The following is a 24,486-nucleotide window of genomic DNA, read 5'->3' on the forward strand; positions in this document are numbered from 1 at the left end:
ACAGGTAGCTCTTTTGACTCATATATTAAATTATAACTATTTGATTACAATTTTTCTAGTAGAAATTTTCTTTTCAGAATTAATAACTTGAACCAAATATACTCCACTACTTAAATTCGTAGAAATTAATTGTTTTTCGTTGTCGTTAAAATCTACTTTTTTAGTAAGAACCTGACTACCTGATAAATTAAATACATTAATATCTGTTGCTCCATTTTCTCTTTTAGCGAAAACAGTAAATTCACCATTAGAAACTGTAGGGTAAACTGTAAATATTTTATCACCTTTTAATACTTCATCAACAGAAGCAGTTGCAGCTGTAAAAGCTCCAGAGAATACACCTCTACCATAAGTAGCAGCAAAAACAACGTTATCATCTCTTAAATCTAAATCAAGTACAGGAACGTTACTCATACCATTATCAGATCTTGTCCAATTTGGAGAAGTTGCACTAAAGTTAGATGTTTTCCAAACCCCTAAATCAGTACCGATAATTACCTCTTCTCTGTTTAAAGGGTTTTGTAAAATAGATTTAACAGGAATATCAGGGAAATTTCCTTCTTTATCAAACCAAGTAGTACCACCATCGTTAGTATACCAGATGTTTCTTACGCCATAATTATGAAATGTAACGAAAATGTCATTTTCAGTAGCTCCAAATTCAATATCAGATATAGAACCTACAAACTCACTTCCTGTAATATCTGTCCAAGTAGGACTTGCAAAGTTAGCATTATCAACTCTTAACAATTTTCCACTTTTTAAACCAACGAATAGTTTACTAGCACTAGTAGTAATTCTACTATGAGGAGATACTTTTAAATAAGAAGGTTCAGCATCCATTAAAACATCAGTTAAATCTTTTTTTGAAGTAGCATTAAACCTAAAATCTGAATATCTTCTAATTATAAAGTTTGAACCATTAGAGTAATTACTATATAGAATATCAAAATTAGAATCTAAATCTTCTTGGTTGATAAAATCTCCATTTGAGACGTCTTCATCACTAATAGTTACTGTTCGAATACCTGCCGAGCTTAAATCGAAGAATTGAATAGATCTATTGAAAACAAAATTTGTAATGTAATAAGTGTCTCTTCCATCTTGATCAAAAAAACAGTAAGCTCCATCTCCTCCAGAAGCTTCTGTAGATGAACCAATATTGTCAGGAGCATCTGTAAATAGTTGTGTTCCGTTATCTTGTGCACCAGCTAAGAAATAATCTCCAGTAAATGCAGAAGTTGGAGCTACACCAATAGTGTAAAATTGAAGTGTATTATAATTATTTTTTCTAGGGAAAATATCTTCTCCAGCATTATTACTGATATACACTCCTCCATCGTTACTAAAAATTATTTTATTAGAAGAGGCAAAAGCAATAGCGTGTTGATCAGCATGAACTTCTTGAAAACCAAACCCGCCAAACCAATGAGATAATTGGTTCCATGTAGTACCTCCGTTTTCAGATTTAAATAAATCAATACCACCAGCATATACTGTGTTATCGTTATTAGGGTCAATTTTTATTAATAAATCATATCCTGCTTGTCCTCTTGTGAAATCATTAGCGTCTATACCTGTATCGGCATCATTAGGTAAAGAAACTTCTGTGATAGAGTTAAATCCATCTACAGTTTTATGTATTTTAACAGGTTCTGCACTACTATTGATTTCTGTAAGTACGTAACCAATATTAGGATTTGAAGAAGAAAGTGTAATTTCTGTTCTATTTCCATTAGATATTGTATTAACTAGGTTAAAAGTGTTTCCATCAGTAGATTTTAATATGGTTCCACCTCCGTCACCATTAGAATTACTAGTAATTGTGCTTACATAAACTGAATTGTCAGCAGCTATTTCTATATTATTAGGCTCAAAATTATTACCGTTTGTTGTTTTTGGTAAATTTAATCTGTTAAAATTAACTCCATCAGTAGATTTATATACTCCAAAACTATCTCCACCAATTAAAGGACGTGTTGGAGTAGAACTAGAATAAACAGCATCTGCAACAGCTACATATATTTCTGATGTTCCACTATTATTTCTAATTGCTATATCATTTATATGTGTTACTCCTGGAACTAAAAAACTACCAGTGGCATTATCGTTAACTTTTCTTAAGGTCACATTAACAGGTTCAGTAGCTAAAGTGTTGATTAAAATATTTCCATCTGTTTGTGAAATCATTACAGATGGTATCGTTATACTAGGATCTGTCCCACTTTGTCCTATAGGATTTCCTGAAACATTATTAACAATAATAACAGCAATTGCTCCAGCATTTTGAGCTTTTAGAACTTTATCTACAAAAGTACATCCACCTCTTCTTATTACAGCTATATTACCATTTATTTGTGAAGTATTCGTTATATTTTCACAAGCATCTTCTGTGGTTCCTGAGCCATCATCAATAAGAACCAAGTTAGCAGATACATTAGTGCTTAAGTTGCCACCGAAATTAGCTAGAATAGATGAATAATTATTGGATATTGAGCTAGGTGTATTTACAGTGACTTGAGAGTCGGTGTCCAAAAAAGCATCACCAGTAATACCCCCAAAAACTTTAAACCATGTGTTTCCTTTGTCTGTAGATTTCCATAGACCATTACCTGAAAATATTAAAGCACCAGAATAAGATTCACCAGTTCCTGCATAAAAGATATTGGAGTTATTAGGATCAACTGCTATAGATGAAACCGAAAGGTTTTCTGGGGCATTTAGTTGCTGCCATTGAGAGTTTGGGTTGCTAATATTCGTGTTTTTCCATAAGCCTCCACTAACTCCACCGGCAATAACTGTTTCTTTAGTAGCATCATTAGGATCAAATATTATAGCTCTTGTTCTTCCTCCTACGTTATTAGGTCCTCTCTCTATCCAAGGATTATCAGCTGCATCTCCAGGTACTCTTTGTTTTATACTATTTAATTTTTCTTGTAAATCGTATACATTTTCTTTATGAACTCTTCCAGTAGAGGGATTAATTTCACTTAAGTATTTTTGTTCGAAATAAGCATTTGGAGGTAAACCAGCATTCTTTCTTTCTTGTCTGGATAAACTTCCAGTCTTTTGATAAGGGTGTTCTTTAAGGAATTTTGCATGACTTTTTCTTAATCTTTCAACATTATTTAATGTCGATTCTTTAGAATTAAAGTACAAAAAGCTACCAGCAGAAAACATTAATAAAGCTGATGCTGAAAAGAGTAGTTTTCGTTTCATTTGAGAGAAAATTAATTTTTTGCTAATTTACTAGCAGTTAATAGTTTTTTTAGCTTTTTTAACACTAACTAAGTAAATTTCCATTAACTTTTTTATACAAACGAATAGCGTATCCATCAGACATACTAGCTATGTAACTACAAATTTGCATAATTCTATCGTACAAATTTTCTTTAGGTTCTTGGTATTCTTCAGGGAGTAAATTCAGCACTAATTTATCGTAATTAGATTGTTTTTCGTCATATTTATTATTTAAAGCGACAACAAAAACATCTAATAAATCTGCAATAATTTTATATCCTGAAACTTCTTTTTCAATAACTTCTTTACTCTTGTAAATTTTATCGACACTAATATTTATTATATCACGTATTTGAGCTTCAAACTTACATTTTTCTAATAATGCATTATTGAATTTACCTTGTAAAATAGCTTCTTCATTATCTAGGAATATAGAGACTGCCTCACCAACAAGTGTGTTAATTGCAATAGCTCTTAGGTATGCAGTTCTATCCTTTTTATATTTTAAGGAATAATATTTCTCTCTATTAATGTTAGAAACTAACTTAGACATATATTCTAGGGCATAACTTTCATCGATAAGTCCAAGATTAATTCCGTCTTCAAAATCAATAATAGTATAACAGATATCATCAGCAGCTTCAACTAAATAAGCTAAAGGATGACGATGAAAAGCAATTTCATTTCTGTCTTTTTTTAGCATTCCTAGGTCTTCAACTAAATCTAAAAACGCTTCTTTTTCAGATTGAAAAAAACCGTATTTTTTATCTGAAATTTCTTTAGTTGGTTTTTTAGGAAGACTCTCTTTAGGATATTTAATAAAAGCCCCTAAAGTAGCATATGATAAACGTAAGCCACCAGGAGTTCCAGCTCTATCTTCCGTAACTATTTTTAAACCATTTGCATTTCCTTCAAAATCAATAATATCTTGATATTCTTTCTCTGTTAATTGCTCTTTGTATTGTTTTCCGTTCCCTGTTTTAAAATATTCTCCAATAGCTTTTTCACCTGAATGACCAAAAGGAGGATTACCAATATCATGCATTACAGAAGCAGCTGCTACAATAGCTCCAAAATCGTTAAAAGTATATCCTAATTTCTTTAAGTTAGGATGTCGTTCTAATAATTCTTTTCCAACTCTTCTTCCTAATGTTCTTCCAACAACAGAAACTTCTAAACTATGTGTAAGTCTTGTGTGTACAAAATCAGTTTTCGATAATGGAATAACTTGTGTTTTGTCTTGTAAACTTCTAAAAGGAGAAGAGAAGATAATTCTGTCAAAATCAACTTCAAAACCTAAACGAGTTTCATCTTGTTGAATACGCTCACGCTTTTTCGTGTCACCATAACGTTTTAAAGAAAGTAATTGTTCCCAGTTCATTTATTCTAATAAATCAATTTGAAACAAAGTTATTTAATCTTTTTTCTTTATATTAGAGAAATGTGAATAACTTTAACTATTTGATTTTTAGTTTCAGAAATTGTATTTTTGTGTCGTAGAAATTGAAAAAGGTTAAAATTGTCATTAGATTTGTATAAACAACATAGTATTAAAAGTATGGGAACAGCTAGTTCTGTAGCTAATGAATTTATAAGTCTTTCAAAAGAGCAAAATATAGGGTTAACTAATATGAAATTGGTTAAGTTAATGTATATTGCTCAAGGACTTTCTTTATCTTTATTAGAAAGACCAATTTTTAATGATGATAATATTGAAGCTTGGAAGTATGGTCCTGTAGTTCCTAGTATTTATCATGAGTTTAAACATTTTAAATCAGATCCTATTACATCTAAATCGATGGCTTTAAAGAATGAATGGGATACTCCTTACGAGCCTGTTTTAACCGATGAAGAAGATAAAAAAATTGTTAAATTGGCTTGGAATTTATACAAAGATACTTCTTCTGAAGAGTTGGTAACTTCTACTCATAGGCCTGGAACTCCATGGAGTTTGACTTACAGGTATGGAGAAAATAGAGTGATAGGTGATCGATTAATAAAAAAATACTACGACGAATTCGTTGTTAACTTAAGAAAATACCTAAGAAGTGCATAATTCTGAGTTAGATGACTTGTTAAAAGGTGCTGGTGATACTGGTATTGAGGGTAAAGAATTAGATTTTGATATTAATTTAAATTTAACTCAGCAAGAGATTTCTGACAGAATTCAGGATAGAAATGAGCGAAAAAAATATGCTTACAGGACCTTTATCTTTTTAAGTGTTTTTACTTCTTTTATTTTACTTATAATTACGGCCGCTGGTTTTTCTAAGCAATTAAACTTTAAATTAGAAGATACTGTTTTAATAGCTTTAATAACATCTTCTTTAGCAAGTGTTGTTGGTATTTTTATATTAGTAATGCGTTATTTATTTAGATAAAAAAAAGAGAAGTTTTTCAACTCCTCTTTTTACTCCCTTTTAATTAAATTCAAATTTTAAGAACCACACATTAAGCAATCTTCTGGTCCTTCAGCGTTTTTAGAAGCTTCTACCATTGCTTTAAATTCAGCAGGACTCATTGGTTTATCTTCTTCTGTGTTCTTTTCTTTTGACAATGTAAACTGAATAGCGTTTACAGCAGATTTTGTACGCAAATAGTACATTCCTGTTTTTAATCCACTCTTCCAAGCATAGAAATGCATAGAAGTTAATTTACCAAAATCAGGATCTTTCATGAATAAGTTTAAAGATTGAGATTGATCGATAAAATATCCTCTATGACGAGCCATATCAATAATATCTTTCATACTCATTTCCCAAACTGTTTTATATAACTCTTTTAAGTTTTGAGGAATTGAACTTATATGTTGAATAGAACCATTAGCTCTCATGATATCTTCTTTCATATCATTATTCCATAAGTTTAATTCAACTAAATCTTCTAATAAATGTTTGTTTACAACGATAAACTCACCAGATAAAACTCTACGAGTATAAATATTAGAAGTATATGGTTCGAAAGCTTCGTTATTACCTAAAATTTGAGATGTAGATGCAGTTGGCATTGGAGCTAATAATAAGGAGTTACGAACACCATGTTCTATAACTTCGTTACGTAAAGATTTCCAATCCCATCTTCCACTTAAATCTTCATCTTTAATTCCCCACATATTATATTGGAACTCTCCTTCAGACATTGGAGAACCTTTAAATGTAGAGTATGCACCTTTATTTTTAGCAATATCTTTTGAAGAAGTTACAGCAGCAAAATATAAAGTCTCGAAAATCTCTTGATTTAATTTCTTAGCTTCTTCACTTGTAAATGGTAAACGAAGCATAATAAATGCATCAGCTAAACCTTGAATACCTAATCCAACAGGACGGTGACGTGTATTTGAGTTTTCAGCTTCTACAACTGGGTAGAAATTTTCGTCAATTACAGTATCTAAGTTTCTAATTACCTTTTTAGTAACTTCAAATAATTTGTCGTGATCAAAGAATTTGTTTCCGTTTTCATCTTCAGCAACAAACATAGGAATAGCAATAGAAGCTAAGTTACAAACAGCAACTTCGTCTTCAGCCGTATACTCCATAATCTCTGTACAAAGATTAGAAGAACGAATTGTTCCTAAATTCTTTTGGTTCGATTTACGGTTAGCTGCATCTTTATATAACATATATGGAGTTCCTGTCTCGATTTGAGATTCAAGAATTTTTTCCCATAATTCACGAGCTTTTATTGTTTTTCTACCTTTTCCAGCCTGTTCGTAACTAGTGTATAAACGCTCAAATTCTTCTCCGTAAGTATCGTATAAATGTGGACATTCGTGTGGGCACATTAAAGTCCAATCAGCATCTTCCTGAACACGTTTCATGAATAAATCAGAAATCCACATTGCATAGAATAAATCTCTAGCTCTCATTTCTTCTTTACCATGATTTTTCTTTAGGTCAAGAAAATCAAAAATATCAGCATGCCAAGGTTCTAAATACATTGCAAAAGAACCTTTACGCTTTCCTCCACCTTGATCTACATAACGAGCAGTGTCGTTAAATACACGTAACATTGGTACAATACCATTTGATGTTCCGTTAGTACCAGCAATATAACTACCTGTAGCACGAATGTTATGAATAGATAAACCGATACCTCCTGCAGATTGAGAAATTTTAGCAGTTTGTTTTAGGGTGTTGTAAATACCATCAATACTATCATCTTGCATTTGTAATAAGAAACAAGAAGACATTTGTGGTTTTGGTGTACCAGAGTTAAATAATGTTGGTGTAGCATGAGTAAAGTATTTTTTACTCATTAATTCGTATGTAGCAATTGCTTCGTCAATATCTTCTTTGTGGATACCTATAGAAACACGCATCAACATTTGTTGAGGACGCTCAGAAATTTGTCCGTTTAATTTTAGTAAATAAGAACGCTCTAATGTTTTAAAACCAAAGTAATCATAATTAAAATCGCGACTATAAATAATAGTAGAATCTAATTTATCAGCATTTTTCATGATGATTTCGTATACATCATCAGCTAATAAAGGAGCTTTTTTTCCTGTTCTAGGGTTAATGTAATTATACAAATCAGTCATCGTTTCAGTAAATGACTTTTTTGTATTTTTATGTAAGTTTGAAACGGCGATCCTTGCGGCTAGTTTAGCGTAATCTGGATGAGCAGTTGTCATAGTTGCTGAAACTTCAGCAGCTAAATTATCTAATTCAGAGGTTGTAACCCCGTCGTAAAGCCCTTCGATTACTCTCATGGCTACTTTAACTGGATCAACAATACTGTTTAATCCGTAACACATCTTTTTTACTCTTTCTGTGATTTTGTCAAACATCACAGGTTCTTTTCTGCCGTCTCTTTTTACTACATACATGATTGATTTTGGTTTTATATAGATTAGTCTTAGGGAGAATTTTTCCCTAAGATTTAATTGTTTTATATGTTTTTATATGATGTAAACTCTTAAAAATCAGCATCAAAGCTGATAGAGCCTGTTCCCCCAGATTTTACTCCTGCTTTTTGATATTCAGATACTCTTTTTTCAAAGAAATTGGTTTTCCCTTCTAATGAAATCATCTCCATAAAGTCAAAAGGATTTGATGTATTATACTCCTTTTCACAACCAAATTCTAATAATAAACGATCTGTTACAAACTCTAAATATTGAGTCATTAAATTAGCATTCATACCTATTAAACTAACAGGTAATGATTCTGTGATAAATTCACGTTCAATGTCTAAAGCAGAAATTATTATTTCCTTGATTCTATTTTTAGAAACTTTGTTTTGTAGATGATTATTGTGTAAGTGTACTGCAAAATCACAGTGCATTCCCTCATCTCTAGATATTAATTCGTTTGAAAATGTTAATCCTGGTAATAAACCTCTCTTTTTTAGCCAGAAAATAGAACAGAAAGATCCTGAGAAGAAAATACCTTCAACAGCAGCAAAAGCGATAAGTCTTTCCGCAAAAGAATCAGATTCAATCCATTTTAAAGCCCAATCTGCTTTTTTCTTAATAGCAGGAAAAACTTCAATAGCTTTAAATAAATTATTTTTTTCATCATCATTTTTGATATAAGTATCAATTAATAATGAATACGTTTCAGAATGGATATTTTCCATCATAATTTGAAAACCGTAGAAAAATTTAGCTTCAGAATATTGAACTTCGTTTACAAAGTTTTCTGCTAAGTTCTCATTTACGATTCCATCAGAAGCAGCAAAAAAAGCTAAGATATGCTTTATAAAATAACGTTCATCGTCTGATAATTTATTGTTCCAATCATCAAGATCTTGATGTAAATCAATTTCTTCAGCTGTCCAAAAACATGCTTGTTGTTTTTTATACCAGTCCCACAAATCATTATGTTGGATTGGAAAAATAACAAATCGATCTTTATTTTCTTGTAAAATTGGTTCTAATACGGCCATTTTTGTACGTTCAAATTTTTGTTAAAAAGTTACTGCTAGGGGGGAGAACAAAGATTCAAAATTTTGTGAGAAAAATAAAGGTATACTTATCCACAAACTCCTTGAAGTTTTTAACAAATAACTTAATTTTTGAAAAAACGACAAATAATTTTGTTTTGTTTAATGTGTTGTAAAACAGTTGTTTGGATTGTTGTTTTTTGTTCAACTCCTTGTGTTTGTTGACATTCTTATTTTGAAAAAATCACAAGAAAAAGTTGTTGTTTTTTGAAAGAAAAAAGACAATAAAAAAAGCAACGTCTGAGAAACGTTGCCTTTGATTCCATAATTCGAATAATCCCCAATATTACGATTTATGATTGTGTAAATGTTGAATACATAAAAGTACATCGCGAATATACACAGTTTACATAATCTGGAATTTGTTTTTTGTATAAATGGTTAAATTTTATGTGTATTTGGTAAGCAAAAGACGTTGGCTTTAAAAAACATACAATAAAATCACCTTATTTAGACACCTTTAAAACATCTTCAATGATTTTTTCTATCTGTTGTTTAGGTAAAGCACCATGTGCCATTTGAGGATCTTCACCTATTGGGCAGAATAACATTGAAGGGATACTTCTAATTCCAAACATGGCAGACAATTCTTGTTCAGCCTCTGTGTCAACTTTGTAAATAACCACTTTGTCTTTGTATTCTTCTCCTAGTTGTTCTAAAATAGGAGCTAACATCTTACATGGTCCACACCAATCGGCATAAAAATCTATAATTGCAGGTAATTTTCCTGAGTAATTCCATTTTTTATTTTCTTCATAGTTAAACACTTTTTCTAAAAATGTATCTTTTGATAATAATTCAGTCATTTTAATCTTGCTTAAGTTTTTAGTTTAGACGTTAAATGTAATCGAAATTACAGATATAGACTACAGATGTTAAAAAGCTCTTAAATTGTAACGTTTGATAAATTTTTTAATCTAATTTTGATAGTATTAACTAATCTATCTAAATAATGAAAAGAATATTTATACCAGTAATAACAGGGTTATTACTTGTTGGATGTCAGCAAGAAAAACCCAAAAATGTAATAGAATTGAACTATCCTGAAACAGAGAAAGTACCAGTAGTAGATACTTATTTTGAAACTCAAGTAACTGATAATTACAGATGGTTAGAAGATGATAGAAGTAAAAAAACAGAAGAATGGGTTAAAGCAGAGAACGCAGTAACTTTCGATTATCTAGACAAAATCACTTACAGAGATCAACTAAAAGAAAGGTTATCTGAGCTTTGGAACTATGAAAAGTTAGGGGTTCCATTCGAGAGAGGTGATTATACATATTTCTACAAAAATGATGGTTTACAGAATCATTATGTATTATATAGAAAAAATAAAGAAGGGAAAGATGAGGTTTTCTTAGATCCTAATTCTTTTTCAGAAGATGGAACAACTTCTTTGAGCACAGCAAGTTTTTCAAAAGATGGAAAAACATTAGCTTACGCAATTTCAGAAGGAGGTAGTGATTGGAGAAAGATCATTATTATGGATGTAGAAAGTAAAGAAATTAAAGAAGATACTTTAGTTGATGTTAAATTTTCAGGAATTTCTTGGAAAGAAAATGAGGGTTTTTATTATTCTAGTTATGACAAACCTAAAGGAAGCGAATTATCTGCTAAAACAGATCAGCATAAACTGTATTATCATAAATTAGGAACAAGTCAGAAGTCTGACAAAATTATTTTTGGGGATAAACCAGAAGAAAAACATAGGTATGTAGGAGGAAGTGTTACTGAAGATGGTAAATATCTTTTTATATACCCTAGAACTTCTACATCTGGAAATAAATTGTTAATGCAAGATTTAACAAAAAAAGATAGTCCAATAATTACTATTCTTGATGATACTGGAAGTGATACATATGTAATAGAAAATGAGGGTAGTAAATTGTTTTTAGTGACAAACTTAGATGCTCCAAATAAAAAAATAGTAACTGTGGATGCTGCTAATCCAGGTGTAAAAAACTGGAAAGATTTTATATCTGAAACAGAAAATGTATTAAGTCCGTCTACAGGTTCTGGATATTTCTTTGCTAGTTATATGGTAGACGCAGTGTCTAAAGTATTTCAATATGATTATGAAGGAAAATTAATTCGTGAAATCGAATTACCAGGCGTAGGTTCTGCTGGTGGTTTTGGAGGAAAAAAAGAAGCAAAAGAATTATATTTTTCTTTTACAAATTATAAAACTCCAGGAACATCTTATCAGTTAAATCCAAAAGATGGTACTTATAAAAAATATTGGAAACCAAATATTGCTTTTAATTCAGATGAATATGAAAGCAAGCAGGTTTTTTATACTTCTAAAGATGGAACAAAAGTTCCTATGATTATTACACACAAAAAAGGAATTGAACTTAATGGAAAGAACCCAACCATTTTATATGGTTATGGAGGATTCAATGTGAGTTTAACACCTAGTTTCAGTATAACAAATGCTGTTTGGATGGAACAAGGAGGTGTTTATGCGGTTCCAAACTTACGTGGAGGTGGTGAATACGGAAAGAAATGGCATAAAGCAGGAACTAAAATGCAAAAGCAAAATGTTTTTGATGATTTTATCGCAGCAGCTGAGTTTTTAATTAAGGAAAAATATACGTCTTCGGATTTCTTAGCAATAAGAGGAGGGTCAAATGGTGGTTTATTAGTTGGAGCAACAATGACACAACGTCCAGATTTAATGAAAGTGGCATTACCAGCAGTAGGAGTTTTAGATATGTTACGTTATCATACATTTACAGCAGGAGCAGGTTGGGCATACGATTATGGAACAGCAGAAGATAACAAAGAGATGTTCGAATATTTAAAAGGATATTCACCAGTTCATAATGTAAAGTCAGGAGTAGAATATCCAGCGACAATGGTTACAACAGGAGATCATGATGATCGTGTAGTTCCAGCTCATAGTTTCAAGTTTGCTGCTGAGTTACAAGAGAAGCAAAAAGGAACAAATCCAGTATTAATTAGAATTGAAACTAATGCAGGTCACGGCGCAGGAACTCCAGTAGCTAAAATAATTGAGCAAAGTGCAGATATTTACGGTTTTACGTTGTTTAATATGGGGTTTGAAACTTTGCCGTATTCTCCAAAAACTAAAGTTAAAGGTTAATTCCTGTAACATTTTATCTAAAAATGATTCTTATATAGCGTAAAACAAATTAATTAAATTGTTTATGGAAATTATAGAATTGAAAAAAAACAATTATTTAACTCAGAAAGAAACAACGAAAAAAGCATTTTCTAATTTAGAAAAAACTTTAGTTGCTTTAAGAAGGTTAAATTTATCAGAAGATTCTGTGATAAAAATTAATGATAAAATTCAAGAGATTAATTCTTTTAATGAAGATAGTGAAAGAAAGTTTCGACGAAAAATTTTAATTCAAAAAAGCAATATTATCAATCTAATGGTAAAAACAGAAGGTTTAATTCCAGAAAAACACTATCAAAATCAATGGTTTGTTTTAGGTATGACCACATTTGGAATTCCTATAGGTTTAGTTTTTTCTATGGCTATAGGTAGTACTGCTTTTTTAGGATTAGGTTTTCCGCTTGGAATGTTAATTGGTTCTATGATTGGAAAACAAAAAGATGAGAAAGCTAAAAAAGAAGGTAAGCAGATAAGCTTATCATTTGAGTAGTTTTTAGATAACATATAATTTATACATAAAACCGATACGAGAGTGTCGGTTTTTTATTGAAATCAAGTGTGTAGATTTCTGTATTTTTGGATGTTATTTTAATTTTTCTTCATGAATTGTAAAAATTGTAATGCAGAGGTTAATGGTAGTTTTTGTTCAAATTGTGGACAGAAAACAAACGTAGGTATAATAGATTTTAAATATCTATTATCAGAATTAAACAATTCATTTTTTCAGGTAGATCATGGTTTTTTTTATACAATAAAACAATTAGCAATAGCGCCAGGATACAGTATAAAAGATTTTATAAATGGAAAAAGAAAAAACTATTTTAAGCCTATAACTTTTGTGTTAATTTTATCAACAGTTTATGCTTTAATTGCTGGTTTTTTTGATGAAAGAACAATGCTTGGTGATTTTGTAACGGGTTGGAGTAATTATAAAAATTCTAAAGTCAGCTCTAATGACAAAATACTTGTTTTTCAATGGTTAGTTAAGAATTATGCATACGCTATGTTGTTATTTTTACCTGTGTTTTCTTTAGGTTCTTATTTGTCTTTTAGAAAGCATAAATACAATTATTTTGAACATTTAGTATTGAACTCTTTTGTGACTGGTCAACAAGCAGTTATTTATACTTTTTTTCTCATTTTAAAATCAATTACAAAAGACAGTGTTTTTATAGAGGCAATTTATATGTTATTTGTTTTAGGTTATGCTTTTTGGAGTTACTTGCAGTTTTTTAATAATTATAAAAAAATAAAAACGATTCTTCTAACAATTCTTACCTATGTGTTTTATTTAATTTTTATGAGTTTAATAGGTCTTGTTTTATCACTTTTAATATGAAATTTAGTTCAATAAGTTTATAAATCTATAGAGGTCTTTCTTAGAATAGGTTTATTTTTACACTCATGCTACAAGTAAATAATATTACATTTTCATATTCAGAGAAAAAGAAAATTCTTAAGAATATTAGCTTGAAACTTTCAGAAGGCGAACACTTAAGTGTTATGGGCGAAAGTGGATGTGGAAAATCAACATTGTTGAAGGTTATTTATGGATTGTTAGATCTTGATGAAGGAAATATTTTTTGGAAAGATCAAGAAGTTTTAGGTCCAGCTTATCATTTAGTTCCTGGAATGGAATTTTTTAAATACGTTCCTCAAAACTTCGATTTAATGCCTTACATAACAGTTGCTGAAAACATCTCAAAATTCTTATCTAGATTTTATCCAGAAGAGTCTGAAAGAAGAACAAATGAATTGTTAGATGTTATAGAAATGAAAGCGTATGCAAATGAAAAAGTAAAAAACTTAAGCGGAGGCCAGCAGCAACGTGTCGCAATAGCAAAAGCTTTAGCAAAAGAGCCAGAATTATTATTGTTAGATGAACCTTTTAGTCAGATTGATAATTTTAAAAAAAATGCTCTAAGAAGAAATCTTTTTTCGTATCTAAAAAAGAATAAAATTGCTTGTATAGTAGCAACTCACGATGGTAACGATGCTTTGTCGTTTTCAGATCAGTTAATTGTAATTCAACACAATGAAATTATAGCTTCCGGAACTCCATCTGAATTGTATCAAAAAAGAAACAACAAATATGTGGCAGCTCTATTTGATGATGTAAACGAAGTTGTAATTCATAATAAAATAAAACTGTTTTACCCACATCAAATAAAGTTTGTAGAAGATTCAGAGTTTAAAGTAACGGTACTTAAGAACTATTTTAAAGGATTTTACTGGTTGGTTGAAGTGGCTTACGATAATCAAAGTCTTTTTATTGCTAGTGAATTTGAATTAGAAGTTACATCAGAAAGGTTTATCAATTTTAAAGAATAGATTGTATTGTTATAGATTTTCCATTGAAAACTACTTCATCACCTTCCTTTTTACCTAAGAACATTTTTCCAATTGGAGAAGAACTAGAAATGATAAAGTAATCTTTATTATCGATAATTGTTTTACCTAAACTTATTGCGATAAAATAATTCATGTTTTCGGTGATTATAACACTACCTAAACGGACTAAATCGTGAGAATTTACAGTATCAACTTTAGCTAGAGTTTCTTTCATTTGATGTACGACAGCAATTTGCTGACCAGCTTTTTCCATTTCTAATTGAAGCATAGCTCGCCCAGTTTCATGCTTGTCACCAGCCGAACTTTTGGTTTCAGAAAGTAATGCTTTTTTGTTGGAGCTTATAATTTCTTGAATTGTTTGTTCTCGTTTTTCAACATAAAAAACACATTCTTGATATAGTTTTTCTTTTATACTCATAATAAATCCGCTAATTCTTGTCCGATTAAACTACCAATAGCAACACCCATTCCGCCTAATCGTATTCCGCAAAATACATTTTCAGATATTGGTTTTACAATACTTTTTTTCTGATTTCCTATTCCCATAATTCCGCTCCATCTATGATCAATTTCAAAAGCGGTATTTGGTAAAATGGTATCTTTTAAAATTTCTTCTAATTTCTTTTGAATCAATTCTGTTAGAGAAAACTCAGTAGTTTCTTCGGTTTTAAAATCTAAATTTCTACCACCTCCAAACAAAATACGATCATTAATATTTCTAAAATAATAATACCCTTTATCTAAATGAAAAGTTCCTTTAATATGAAGGTTTTTAATAGGCTTTGTAATTAAAACTTGAGCTCTAGCTGGTTTAATATCCTCATTTAATAAAGTTTTAGAAAATCCATTTGTAGCGATAAAAATTTTATTTGAATTAAAGGTTAGTAAGTTAGTTTTAATATGAACAGCGTTTTTGTGATCTTGAATTTCCTCAACAGTAATATTATTGATTATTTTAACTCCAAGTGATTGAACTTTTTTAAGAAGTTCATGCATCATTTTCCCTGTATCGATCTGACCTTCATAATTATTTATAACGTATTTCTCTTCTATTTTTTTGAAGTTAAAAGTATTGTTTGATGTTGAAAATACTGGAGTATCAAAAACACCTGAAAGTAACTTGTTAATTGTTTTTTTCTGAGATAAACATCTGTCTAAAAGTTCTTTGTTTTGAAATAATTCAAAACCTTTATTTTGTTGGAAATCAATGTTTTTATCACCTAAGTTTTTTCGTAATAATTGTAAGCCGTTCCAACGTTTTTTAACTAAGCCTAACACGTCATCTTCTGTGTGATTTTGTAAATCATCAACAAGTTCAGATAAGCTTCCAAAACATGCGAATCCGGCATTTTTAGTGCTTGCACCATGTGGTAAAATACCTTTTTCTATAATTAAAATATTTGATTTAGGAAATCGTTGTTTTAATTGTAAAGCACAATTTAATCCTACAATTCCACTACCAACTATGGTGTAATCTACATTTGTAAACCATTCTTTAATTTCCCAATAACTTAGTTGTATCATGCGTTAAAACTATAAAAAAGGTTTCATTTAAATTTGTACATTGGTATAATCCTTGAAAAAACATTTAGAAAATACATATTATGAAGATAATTAAGAACAAAAAGATAATTTTTCCACTTTTTATTTTGGTTATTGTTAGTTGCGGTAGCTATCAATTTGAAAAAAAAACACCTTTTAAGGTTTTGTCAGGAACGTATACAAGTTGGGTAGGAGGAGTACGAGGTGTCTCTGGAGTTAATATCAATATTGTATATTCTTCTGAACAAAAAATAAAGTTTGAAAATATATTTTATAGAGGAAGAAAAGCACCAGTAAGTTATAAGGAAAATGGTAATCAAACTTCAATATTAGGACAGTTTAGAAATCAATCTAATGATTTTCAATTGCATGAAGATCCTAAAAATGAATATGGTAATACTCCTCCAAAAGATGTAACAAAAGAAGATTTTCCATTTAAATTAGATGGAAATGAAGTTGTGATAAGTTATATTGAAAAAGGGGAGGTAAAGTATTTTAAATACAGTGGTTTAACTGAAGGAGAGCAGGTGTTGTATCAGTAAAAGAACACATAAAAATAGAGTAAAATGAAGTCATTCGAAAGAGTGGCTTTATTTTTTTGGCACGTATTTTGAAATTATCTCTATGTAACCGTAAAACTTAAACTTATGAAAACAGTAAAATTACTTTTAACGCTATTTGTAGCCGCCACAACTTTAACTTCTTGTGTTGTAAGAAACGACGAAATCATTGTAGATAATTTTGTGCCTACTGAAGCAATTGTTTCAGGTTATGATTTATGGTATGTAGATTTTCATAGAACACAAGGAAGTGCAGAAATTCCGTTTTTATCAAAAGCATTTACTGTTTCTTTTTTAAATGGGAATATGTATGCAAATAATAATATTGTAGATATAGGAAGAACAGGAAATGGTTTAGGAATTAATGTAGGAAGTTATAGAACTTTTGATGATGGAGTTATTGAAACTTTTCATACACAAGACGGAAATTACAGTTTTGAAGTGATAGAATTAAGTAATAATGAAATCCGATTAAATGATTTAAATAATAATGTGAGTTATTTTTTAGTAGGGTATCAGAGAAATAATTTTGATTATGATATGTTATTTTATGACAATATTGAGTTCTTTTTACAAGAATATATTGCTTGGGAAAGAATAGAAACAAGAGATGGAGTACCAAATCCATTTGATGCTGAACATTTTTTACAATTTACTCCAGAAAATAACACAACTTTTTACTCATCTCATGATGATTTTGGCACAAATGTTGCTTCTATCAATTGGGACTTTACGGGAGGTTATACAATAGATGATATAAGAGATTACAACGATGTTAAGTTTTTAACACTAAATTATGATGGAGGAGATACTGAAGAGTTCGAGTTAAGCGTTGTTAATGATGGCGAAATAGAATTATTCCATATCACTACAGAAACAACATATGTATTTAAAGGTAGAGGATATATTCAGTTCTTAAAAGGAAAAGAAGTAAAAGGTTCTCAAAAACCAGTAAGGAATAGTAATAGAAAACGTACTAAAATAAAAAGAAAAGAAATTACAAGAAAAATATTAAAATAAAGTTTGGTTAGTTGATTTTTGGTTGGTTATTTCTCAAAATAGCCAATTAGAGATGCCGCCCCTCAGAGGGCGGTTTTCTCTTTATATAATATAAGGTTTACATTAAAATCTTTATTTTTATAGTAAATAATAAAATTTATGTCAACCGTATTAATTACTGGTGCTACATCTGGAATAGGTAAAGCTTGTGCTTATTTATTTGCAAAACAGAATTATAATTTAATTTTGTGTGGCAGAAGATCAGAAAAATTAAAAAGATTAGAAGAAGATTTATCAAAACAAACCAAAGTACATACACTACAATTTGATGTTCGTTTTAGAAAAGATGTTTTTAAAGCTATTGAAAGTCTCCCTTCAGAATTTAAAGCAATAGATATTTTAATTAATAATGCAGGAAATGCACATGGCTTACATTCTATTCAAGAAGGAAGTTTAGATGATTGGGATGCAATGATTGATGGAAATGTAAAAGGTTTGTTATATGTTTCAAAAGCTATACTTCCAACAATGATAGAAAGAAATCAAGGTTTTATTGTGAATATTGGATCTATTGCTGGGAAAGAAGTGTATCCTAATGGAAATGTATATTGTGCTTCAAAATTTGCGGTTAATGCTTTAAATAAATCAATGAGATTAGATTTAAATAAATATAATATTCGTGTCAGTGGAATTCATCCTGGTTTGGTAGAAACTGAATTTTCTGATGTTCGTTTTAAAGGAGATTCTGAAAGAGCAAAACAAGTTTATAAAGGTTACAAGGCACTTCAAGCTGAAGATATTGCAGATATTATTCATTTTGTAGTAACAAGGCCGTATCATGTAAATATCGAAGATTTAATTGTTTATCCAACAGCACAAGCAAGTGCTACAATGTTAAATAAGAATGAAGACTAAACTTTCAGACATAATTATAGGGTGTATGTCTTGGGGTGTATGGGGGAAAAATTTTTCAACTAAAGAGATGGTTGATCTTATATATTTTTGTGTTGAAGAAGGAAATATCACTTTCGATCATGCAGACATCTACGGAGGTTATACTACTGAAGCAGCTTTTGGAAAAGCATTTGCTGAAAGTGGTCTAGAACGTGAACAAGTTCAATTAATATCTAAATGCGGAATACAATATATTACAGAAGAAAGAAATGAAAATAAGATAAAACATTACGATTATTCTAAAGAATATATCATTTGGAGTGTAGAACAATCGTTAAAGAATTTGAAAACAGATTATTTAGATGTTTTACTATTACACAGACCAAGTCCTTTAATGCAATCTGAAGAAATTAACGAGGCAGTTGTTAAGCTTCAGAAAGAAGGAAAAATTATTGATTTCGGGGTTTCAAACTTTAATTCTAGTCAGATGGAATTGCTAAAAAAAGATACAGCTTTAACATGTAATCAATTAGAGTTTTCATTGGTTCAAAACTCAGCAATAGATCAAGGTACTTTAGATTACCTAATTAAAGAAGATATGAAAGTGATGAGTTGGAGTCCTTTGGGAAGTTTTTTTAATTTGGAAACTGAACAAGCAAAGAGAATTAAACAGGTCTTAAAACCAATGTCCGAGAAGTATAATGCAACAAGTGATCAGTTATTATTAGCTTGGATTTTAAAACACCCATGTAATGTTGCTCCGGTTATTGGTACATCGAATAAAGAAAGAATAAAAATGTCAAATCAGGCTTTACAAATTAATCTAAATTTACAAGATTGGTTTGTTCTTTATGAAGCTAGTAGAGGGCATAAAGTAGCCTAGTATGATTAATAAAAGGTTGCTAATAAAGAATTTACTTTCTCATAATGATGAAAACAGTTTTTACGATAAAAAACAAAAACTTTCATTAGGTAGTAAAGAAGGAAAAGCAAAATTTATAAAACATATTTGTGCTTTATCTAATTCTAATCCAGAGAACAATTCGTATATCTTAATTGGTATTCGTGATGAAGACAACGAAGTTATAGGGGTCGATTTTTTTGATGATAGTAAAATTCAAAATTTAGTTAACGCCTATTTAGTAAATCCACCCAATATTCAATACGAAAACATACCTTTTCCAGGTTTACCTCGATATAAAGTTGTCGGATTAGTTACCATTCACCCTAAAGAGAAAATTTCTCATTTATCTAAGTTTGTATGGAAATATCCTAGAGGAACTGTCTTTTACAGAAGAGGAAGTAATTCGATGCCATTACTGGAAGAATTTAAATTACCCAATAGTAATAGAGAAATTGTAGAGTCTATTGAGAAAAATGCTAGAAATAATATTGAACTAACACTCGATGGAGTTTTCGATTTTTTTAATAGACATAAAGATGAATATCATCCAAAATATAAAGTTTTTAAGGAACAGTTTGTTTTATGTTGGGCAGGAAAAAAAACAATGGTAAACGAAGAAGAGTTTTATTCTAGAGTTGATATTGAATTGATCAATGAGCAAGTACAGCTTTTCTATTCAGCATTAGATGAAGTAAAAATCAAAATCAACCATCATTCTTTTATAATTATTGAATATATAACTTTAGGTTTAGAAAGAAACGAGGTAAAATTTCCGTTAGAGAAAACAATTGTTCATTTTAAAAACAATGGAAAGTTAGATATTATAAAAGAGTTTTTATTTGAGCCTCCAACTTACGACAGTAAGATTATTAATCATATTTATGAGAATAGTAATAATATAGTTAATAATATTGAAAACAATATTCCTTTATCTGTAACAGAGCATGAAGATGTATATCGTTTACCAAACAACTATTTAATCTGTTACTTAAATGGGTTTTTAGATGCTAGAGAACAATTAGAAAAAGCTAAAGATTATATTAAGAATTTAGAAGATAAAACAACATACATTAAGTATAAAGAAGTAAATAGAGTGCTTAGAAAAGTAAAGTATCATTAATTTCTTTTGTAGTCAGAATTAACCAAACATTTATTGTTTTTCCACTTGCCTTTCAAAGAATTAGGTTTAATTACTTTTCCTTCGCAAGTTAAAAATTCTCCCCTTTTGTTTTTCTTAATCATTTTCATTTTACCTTTATTAAGAGTATTAATAACTTTATAAATGAGTCCGTTTTTTGGGGTTTTGCAGTTTTTTATAGTTAAAGTAAGTCCAATTTCATTGTTGTACAAATCCATTTCAGAAGAGATTTTATCAGGCACAACACCTTCCTCTAATTTACGTTTTTTATACATTAAGTAATTTTCTTTTTCGTGTGCTTTTCCAAGAGATCTTGCCGCAGATTTTCCGATTTCCTGACGTAATCTTGCCATCCAATATGCGTGTCTAAAAGCATCTACTTGTCCACCAGCATGATCACCATCTAATAAATTAGTTTTTCGAATACTATCTGAAACTCGATTTGCTTCTTTAGAAATTTCCAAAGCTTTTTTTGCTTTAAAAGGATGAAAAATAACCCACCATTTTTTAGGAGAAGAAAGCTTTTTGAATTTTTTGTAGTTAGATTGAGAAAATCCAAAATTTACAGATAAACCAAGAATTATAAAGAAAACTTTTTTCATGATAAGAAAGATACTATGTTTTTTATAAATGAAAAAAGAGAGGTTTTTTAACCTCTCTTTTTACCAACAATATATTATAAAGTATAATTCATTATTTAATGATTAATCTTTGTGTAGCTACTTTATTAGACTCTACTACTTTTAAGATATACATTCCTGAACTAATAGATGAAACATTTACATCTTTTTTAGTTCCTGAAACAGAAGTCTCGTATACTTTTTTACCAATCATGTTAAAGATTTGAATGTCTTTTACATCAACTGAAGCAGAAGTAAGTGTGAATGTTTTGTTATTTGTAGGGTTAGGATACACTCCAAAACCATCTATTTCATTTTCTATTACTGAAGCTGTGGAATTATCTTTAGGTGTAACTTCAGCCCAAGTTTTAGCTATTCTTAATTCATCAATTTCAATAGTAGGAGTTTCATTTGTTGAATCCTGTCTTAAAATAAAAGTATTAATAGAAGATGGAGCATTAGTGTCATTTCCTCCTAAATCTGGAGTAGGTGCAGCTCCTTCAAAAGTTGCAGCATCTGGATTAATCCATAAGCTTACAACATCATTATCTAAATCGTAAGCCATTATGATAAATAATACGTCCCCTAAATTATAAGTAGATGTTGTAAAAGGTGGATTTGAACTTTCTGGTCCAAAACCAATATCAAATGTAGTTCCGCTAGTATCTGGATTCGGTCTAACCCATAATCTAGCATCATAAGATGATGTACCTGCAGCTAAACCAGCAAAATACCCACCATCTGTAGTATCAGGATTACTGCCAGTTTGGAAAGCAGAAACTTTTAATAAAAAAGAACTATATACTGTACCTGAGGATACATCAGTAAATTTAGTAAAGGATTCAGCCCCAGACCCATTAAACGTAATTTTATTCCCTTCAGAAGGCTTTAATCCACTATAAGTTAAACTACCTGTAGTAGTAACTATATCGTCTCCGGAGTTAGCACTTTCCCAGTCAGCTTGATCAGATAAAACAGAGGCATCAGCATAATCAAAGGTTTCAATAAAAGGTAAACCTTTACAAGTTGGACTTGAAATATTTCTCGTAAAATCACAACTACTATTGCTAGTATCTCCTTTAACAGTAAAAATAATATTTGTTCCTTCGGTTATTCCAGAGATAGTAATTGTTCCTGTTGCCATCATTGAAGGATTATCTCCTCCTATTGTTCCATTGTCAGTTGTTAACATATAAGTTGAGGTTCCTCCTCCTGTGAAATCAATAGAAACATTGTAAGTGTCTATACCAGAAGTTTCTGCAACACATGATGTTGTGATCGTACTGATTTGAATGTCACAAGGAAGTCCTACAGTAAAAGAAATTGTTTGATTAACAGGAGTTGATAAAGCATTTCCAGCATTATCAACTAACTCCATAAATACTTCATAAGTTGTTCCACCTGTAGTGGCAAAAGTAATGTCATCAGTATCAAATTTATCAGCTTGAGCTACACTATTTAATGTCCACTTTATATAACCGTCTCCTGTACTACCAGCAGCAATGTTGAAATTACTTACTGAAAACTTAACTGTTGCCATATCTGTAAAAGATATTGTAGATCCGTTTGAAGGAGAACTGATTGTTAATGAAGGTGTCGAAGAAGCTGTGGCTGTGTATGTTCCAACAGGAAATACAGAAGAACAGTCAGTGTTTATTCCAGAATCATCACTTTTATCACATCCATCAACAGCATTTGGTCCACTAAATGTCCATTGATTTGGATCAAAAGTAGCACTTGGTCCTTGCCCGTCTTTTCTGTATGCCCATCCATCAACATAATCCCAATCTTTACCAGTACCATCTTCGCCAATTCTTCCTAATAGATCTTCTATTGTTCCATTCTTATACAAAATCACAGTATCATCCCCATTTACGTTTATTACATTATCAACATATTGAGGAGTTATTCCTAAATATTGATTAATAAGTGTATCTTCAAAGGATAAGTAAATATATGTACCGGCTGTTACCGCATCAGCAGGAAATGTATACTCAACTCCAGCCGCAGCGGCACCATTTGTTGTGGATTCAATGCCATAAATACTTAAATCAGCAATATTATTTACTGCATATAATTCAATAGCTTTTGGAGCACCTGAAGGTAAAGGGCCATCAATAGCTCCAGTTATAATTAAGTCCTGAGAAAAAGCAGAACTAAATAAAAAAGTTAGTAAAAAAGTTAAAAAGTAATTTTTTTTCATATTATCCCGTTTTAAAAAAAATGCTCTCAAAATTAGGGAATTATCTGACTTTTTGTTAGTTTTTTTAGATTAATTTAATGTTAAGCGTTTTATATTTACTATTTACATAAAAATTATTATTAATATTAAATCAACATTAAGTTAAAGTCTCTTTAACTATTTTTGTTATTTAATCGCTACTTTTGGGTTGTTTAGCACAATAATTATAACTGTATGAATACTAACGATATTAAAATTTTATTAGTTGATGATGAACCAGATATTTTAGAGATTGTAGGATACAATCTTAGATCTGAAGGTTATCAGGTTTTTACTGCAACTAATGGGGCTGAAGGAGTTAAAATCGCTAGAAAAATCACACCTCATTTAATTTTGCTAGATATAATGATGCCTGAAATGGATGGTATTGAAGCTTGTGAAAAAATTAGAGATATTAAGCCTTTAGAAAATGTTATAATTTCTTTTTTAACCGCTAGAGGTGAAGATTACTCACAAATGGCAGGTTTTGATGCTGGTGCAGACGATTACATTACTAAACCAATAAAGCCAAAAGTATTGGTTAGTAAAATCAAATCATTATTAAGAAGACTTAAAACAGATACTGTTTCTGAAGCCACTACTAAAATTGGTGATATTTTAATTAATAGAGATGAGTATGTAGTGTTTAAAGGTGATGAAAAAATTACATTACCAAGAAAAGAATTTGAGTTATTCTCTTTATTAACATCTAAGCCAGGAAAAGTTTTTAAAAGAGAAACTATTTTAGATAGTGTTTGGGGAAACGAAGTTGTAGTAGGAGGTAGAACGATAGATGTTCATATTAGAAAATTAAGAGAAAAAATTGGAGATCATCACTTTAAAACTGTTAAAGGTGTTGGTTATAAATTTGTTTTAGAAACAGATAAATAAATTTTAATTTATTATTGAATAAGCTAAGAAAAAC

Annotated in this window: 21 protein-coding genes; 12 read left to right on the forward strand and 9 right to left on the reverse strand. The window is 30.1% G+C overall.

Annotated elements, in window-relative coordinates:
• Nucleotides 1-36 precede the first annotated feature (36 nt).
• Both AC2TEO_RS11495 and AC2TEO_RS11500 read right to left on the reverse strand, forming a co-directional pair.
• Entirely contained in the window at nucleotides 37-3,219 is a 3,183-nt protein-coding gene (locus AC2TEO_RS11495; RefSeq protein WP_442264966.1) for a PA domain-containing protein, read from the reverse strand.
• A gap of 64 nt (nucleotides 3,220-3,283) precedes the next feature.
• Nucleotides 3,284-4,621, reverse strand: coding sequence for a deoxyguanosinetriphosphate triphosphohydrolase (locus AC2TEO_RS11500; protein WP_442264967.1), 1,338 nt, complete (start codon nucleotides 4,619-4,621; stop codon nucleotides 3,284-3,286).
• 138 nt (nucleotides 4,622-4,759) lie between these two features.
• Between AC2TEO_RS11500 and AC2TEO_RS11505 the strand changes: the two genes are divergently transcribed.
• Nucleotides 4,760-5,296 carry a Panacea domain-containing protein gene (locus tag AC2TEO_RS11505; RefSeq protein ID WP_442264968.1) on the forward strand — a complete coding sequence of 179 codons (537 nt, stop codon included), beginning with the start codon at nucleotides 4,760-4,762 and terminating at the stop codon, nucleotides 5,294-5,296.
• Complete coding sequence (locus tag AC2TEO_RS11510; protein WP_442264969.1) at nucleotides 5,289-5,621, forward strand: hypothetical protein; 333 nt, start codon at nucleotides 5,289-5,291, stop codon at nucleotides 5,619-5,621. Before AC2TEO_RS11505 ends, AC2TEO_RS11510 begins: the two co-directional genes overlap by 8 nt.
• A 56-nt stretch (nucleotides 5,622-5,677) precedes the next feature.
• Here AC2TEO_RS11510 and AC2TEO_RS11515 read toward each other — a convergent pair whose 3' ends face one another.
• From AC2TEO_RS11515 to trxA, 3 genes are all read right to left on the reverse strand, one after another.
• Complete coding sequence (locus AC2TEO_RS11515) at nucleotides 5,678-8,068, reverse strand: ribonucleoside-diphosphate reductase subunit alpha (RefSeq protein WP_442264970.1); 2,391 nt, start codon at nucleotides 8,066-8,068, stop codon at nucleotides 5,678-5,680.
• Nucleotides 8,069-8,157: 89 nt separating this feature from the next.
• Nucleotides 8,158-9,129 (reverse strand): ribonucleotide-diphosphate reductase subunit beta, encoded by a 972-nt coding sequence (locus tag AC2TEO_RS11520; protein ID WP_442264971.1) that lies wholly within the window; start codon nucleotides 9,127-9,129, stop codon nucleotides 8,158-8,160.
• Nucleotides 9,130-9,632: 503 nt separating this feature from the next.
• Nucleotides 9,633-9,992, reverse strand: a complete 360-nt coding sequence (gene trxA, locus AC2TEO_RS11525) for a thioredoxin (RefSeq protein WP_299672485.1) — start codon at nucleotides 9,990-9,992, stop codon at nucleotides 9,633-9,635.
• 146 nt (nucleotides 9,993-10,138) lie between these two features.
• Here trxA and AC2TEO_RS11530 point away from each other — a divergent pair, with 146 nt between their 5' ends.
• The 4 genes from AC2TEO_RS11530 to AC2TEO_RS11545 all read left to right on the forward strand — a co-directional run bounded on the left by AC2TEO_RS11530 (nucleotide 10,139) and on the right by AC2TEO_RS11545 (nucleotide 14,662).
• On the forward strand, nucleotides 10,139-12,292 hold the full coding sequence (locus tag AC2TEO_RS11530) for a prolyl oligopeptidase family serine peptidase (protein WP_442264972.1): 2,154 nt from the start codon (nucleotides 10,139-10,141) through the stop codon (nucleotides 12,290-12,292).
• Between the two features lie 64 nt (nucleotides 12,293-12,356).
• On the forward strand, nucleotides 12,357-12,821 hold the full coding sequence (locus AC2TEO_RS11535) for a hypothetical protein (RefSeq protein ID WP_442264973.1): 465 nt from the start codon (nucleotides 12,357-12,359) through the stop codon (nucleotides 12,819-12,821).
• Between the two features lie 111 nt (nucleotides 12,822-12,932).
• Entirely contained in the window at nucleotides 12,933-13,670 is a 738-nt protein-coding gene (locus AC2TEO_RS11540) for a DUF3667 domain-containing protein (protein ID WP_442264974.1), read from the forward strand.
• Between the two features lie 65 nt (nucleotides 13,671-13,735).
• A complete protein-coding gene (locus tag AC2TEO_RS11545; protein ID WP_442264975.1) occupies nucleotides 13,736-14,662 on the forward strand; it encodes an ABC transporter ATP-binding protein in 927 nt (308 codons plus the stop codon).
• Here AC2TEO_RS11545 and AC2TEO_RS11550 read toward each other — a convergent pair.
• Together AC2TEO_RS11550 and AC2TEO_RS11555 are read right to left on the reverse strand one after the other, a co-directional pair.
• A complete protein-coding gene (locus AC2TEO_RS11550; RefSeq protein WP_442264976.1) occupies nucleotides 14,652-15,101 on the reverse strand; it encodes a GreA/GreB family elongation factor in 450 nt (149 codons plus the stop codon). The genes AC2TEO_RS11545 and AC2TEO_RS11550 overlap by 11 nt on opposite strands.
• Complete coding sequence (locus AC2TEO_RS11555; protein ID WP_442267761.1) at nucleotides 15,098-16,204, reverse strand: NAD(P)/FAD-dependent oxidoreductase; 1,107 nt, start codon at nucleotides 16,202-16,204, stop codon at nucleotides 15,098-15,100. Before AC2TEO_RS11555 ends, AC2TEO_RS11550 begins: the two co-directional genes overlap by 4 nt.
• 83 nt (nucleotides 16,205-16,287) lie before the next feature.
• Here AC2TEO_RS11555 and AC2TEO_RS11560 point away from each other — a divergent pair, with 83 nt between their 5' ends.
• The 5 genes from AC2TEO_RS11560 (at nucleotide 16,288) to AC2TEO_RS11580 (ending at nucleotide 20,702) form a co-directional block, all read left to right on the forward strand.
• Nucleotides 16,288-16,767 carry a hypothetical protein gene (locus AC2TEO_RS11560; protein WP_442264977.1) on the forward strand — a complete coding sequence of 160 codons (480 nt, stop codon included), beginning with the start codon at nucleotides 16,288-16,290 and terminating at the stop codon, nucleotides 16,765-16,767.
• A 105-nt stretch (nucleotides 16,768-16,872) separates the two neighbouring features.
• Nucleotides 16,873-17,805 (forward strand): hypothetical protein, encoded by a 933-nt coding sequence (locus AC2TEO_RS11565; protein WP_442264978.1) that lies wholly within the window; start codon nucleotides 16,873-16,875, stop codon nucleotides 17,803-17,805.
• A 138-nt stretch (nucleotides 17,806-17,943) separates the two neighbouring features.
• Entirely contained in the window at nucleotides 17,944-18,699 is a 756-nt protein-coding gene (locus AC2TEO_RS11570) for an SDR family NAD(P)-dependent oxidoreductase (protein WP_442264979.1), read from the forward strand.
• The gene (locus tag AC2TEO_RS11575) at nucleotides 18,689-19,561 is read left to right on the forward strand and encodes an aldo/keto reductase (RefSeq protein WP_442264980.1); all 873 of its coding nucleotides are present in this window, start codon (nucleotides 18,689-18,691) and stop codon (nucleotides 19,559-19,561) included. Before AC2TEO_RS11570 ends, AC2TEO_RS11575 begins: the two co-directional genes overlap by 11 nt.
• A gap of 1 nt (nucleotide 19,562) precedes the next feature.
• Complete coding sequence (locus tag AC2TEO_RS11580) at nucleotides 19,563-20,702, forward strand: ATP-binding protein (RefSeq protein ID WP_442264981.1); 1,140 nt, start codon at nucleotides 19,563-19,565, stop codon at nucleotides 20,700-20,702.
• Here AC2TEO_RS11580 and AC2TEO_RS11585 read toward each other — a convergent pair.
• The gene (locus AC2TEO_RS11585) at nucleotides 20,699-21,322 is read right to left on the reverse strand and encodes a DUF6973 domain-containing protein (protein WP_442264982.1); all 624 of its coding nucleotides are present in this window, start codon (nucleotides 21,320-21,322) and stop codon (nucleotides 20,699-20,701) included. The two genes, AC2TEO_RS11580 and AC2TEO_RS11585, sit on opposite strands and share 4 nt — an antisense overlap.
• 91 nt (nucleotides 21,323-21,413) lie before the next feature.
• Complete coding sequence (locus AC2TEO_RS11590) at nucleotides 21,414-23,543, reverse strand: T9SS type A sorting domain-containing protein (RefSeq protein ID WP_442264983.1); 2,130 nt, start codon at nucleotides 23,541-23,543, stop codon at nucleotides 21,414-21,416.
• 213 nt (nucleotides 23,544-23,756) lie between these two features.
• Between AC2TEO_RS11590 and AC2TEO_RS11595 the strand changes: the two genes are divergently transcribed.
• Nucleotides 23,757-24,452, forward strand: coding sequence for a response regulator transcription factor (locus AC2TEO_RS11595; protein WP_442264984.1), 696 nt, complete (start codon nucleotides 23,757-23,759; stop codon nucleotides 24,450-24,452).
• The last annotated feature ends 34 nt before the right edge of the window (nucleotides 24,453-24,486 follow it).

The sequence above is a fragment of the Tenacibaculum aquaeponti genome (genome assembly GCF_057221555.1).

Coding starts and splice junctions, on each gene's coding strand:
- AC2TEO_RS11495 (WP_442264966.1), bottom strand. CDS start 3,219: ATGAAACGAAAACTACTCTTTTCAGCATCAGCTTTATTAATGTTTTCT.
- AC2TEO_RS11500 (WP_442264967.1), bottom strand. CDS start 4,621: ATGAACTGGGAACAATTACTTTCTTTAAAACGTTATGGTGACACGAAA.
- AC2TEO_RS11515 (WP_442264970.1), bottom strand. CDS start 8,068: ATGTATGTAGTAAAAAGAGACGGCAGAAAAGAACCTGTGATGTTTGAC.
- AC2TEO_RS11520 (WP_442264971.1), bottom strand. CDS start 9,129: ATGGCCGTATTAGAACCAATTTTACAAGAAAATAAAGATCGATTTGTT.
- trxA (WP_299672485.1), bottom strand. CDS start 9,992: ATGACTGAATTATTATCAAAAGATACATTTTTAGAAAAAGTGTTTAAC.
- AC2TEO_RS11530 (WP_442264972.1), top strand. CDS start 10,139: ATGAAAAGAATATTTATACCAGTAATAACAGGGTTATTACTTGTTGGA.
- AC2TEO_RS11535 (WP_442264973.1), top strand. CDS start 12,357: ATGGAAATTATAGAATTGAAAAAAAACAATTATTTAACTCAGAAAGAA.
- AC2TEO_RS11540 (WP_442264974.1), top strand. CDS start 12,933: ATGAATTGTAAAAATTGTAATGCAGAGGTTAATGGTAGTTTTTGTTCA.
- AC2TEO_RS11545 (WP_442264975.1), top strand. CDS start 13,736: ATGCTACAAGTAAATAATATTACATTTTCATATTCAGAGAAAAAGAAA.
- AC2TEO_RS11550 (WP_442264976.1), bottom strand. CDS start 15,101: ATGAGTATAAAAGAAAAACTATATCAAGAATGTGTTTTTTATGTTGAA.
- AC2TEO_RS11560 (WP_442264977.1), top strand. CDS start 16,288: ATGAAGATAATTAAGAACAAAAAGATAATTTTTCCACTTTTTATTTTG.
- AC2TEO_RS11565 (WP_442264978.1), top strand. CDS start 16,873: ATGAAAACAGTAAAATTACTTTTAACGCTATTTGTAGCCGCCACAACT.
- AC2TEO_RS11570 (WP_442264979.1), top strand. CDS start 17,944: ATGTCAACCGTATTAATTACTGGTGCTACATCTGGAATAGGTAAAGCT.
- AC2TEO_RS11575 (WP_442264980.1), top strand. CDS start 18,689: ATGAAGACTAAACTTTCAGACATAATTATAGGGTGTATGTCTTGGGGT.
- AC2TEO_RS11580 (WP_442264981.1), top strand. CDS start 19,563: ATGATTAATAAAAGGTTGCTAATAAAGAATTTACTTTCTCATAATGAT.
- AC2TEO_RS11585 (WP_442264982.1), bottom strand. CDS start 21,322: ATGAAAAAAGTTTTCTTTATAATTCTTGGTTTATCTGTAAATTTTGGA.
- AC2TEO_RS11590 (WP_442264983.1), bottom strand. CDS start 23,543: ATGAAAAAAAATTACTTTTTAACTTTTTTACTAACTTTTTTATTTAGT.
- AC2TEO_RS11595 (WP_442264984.1), top strand. CDS start 23,757: ATGAATACTAACGATATTAAAATTTTATTAGTTGATGATGAACCAGAT.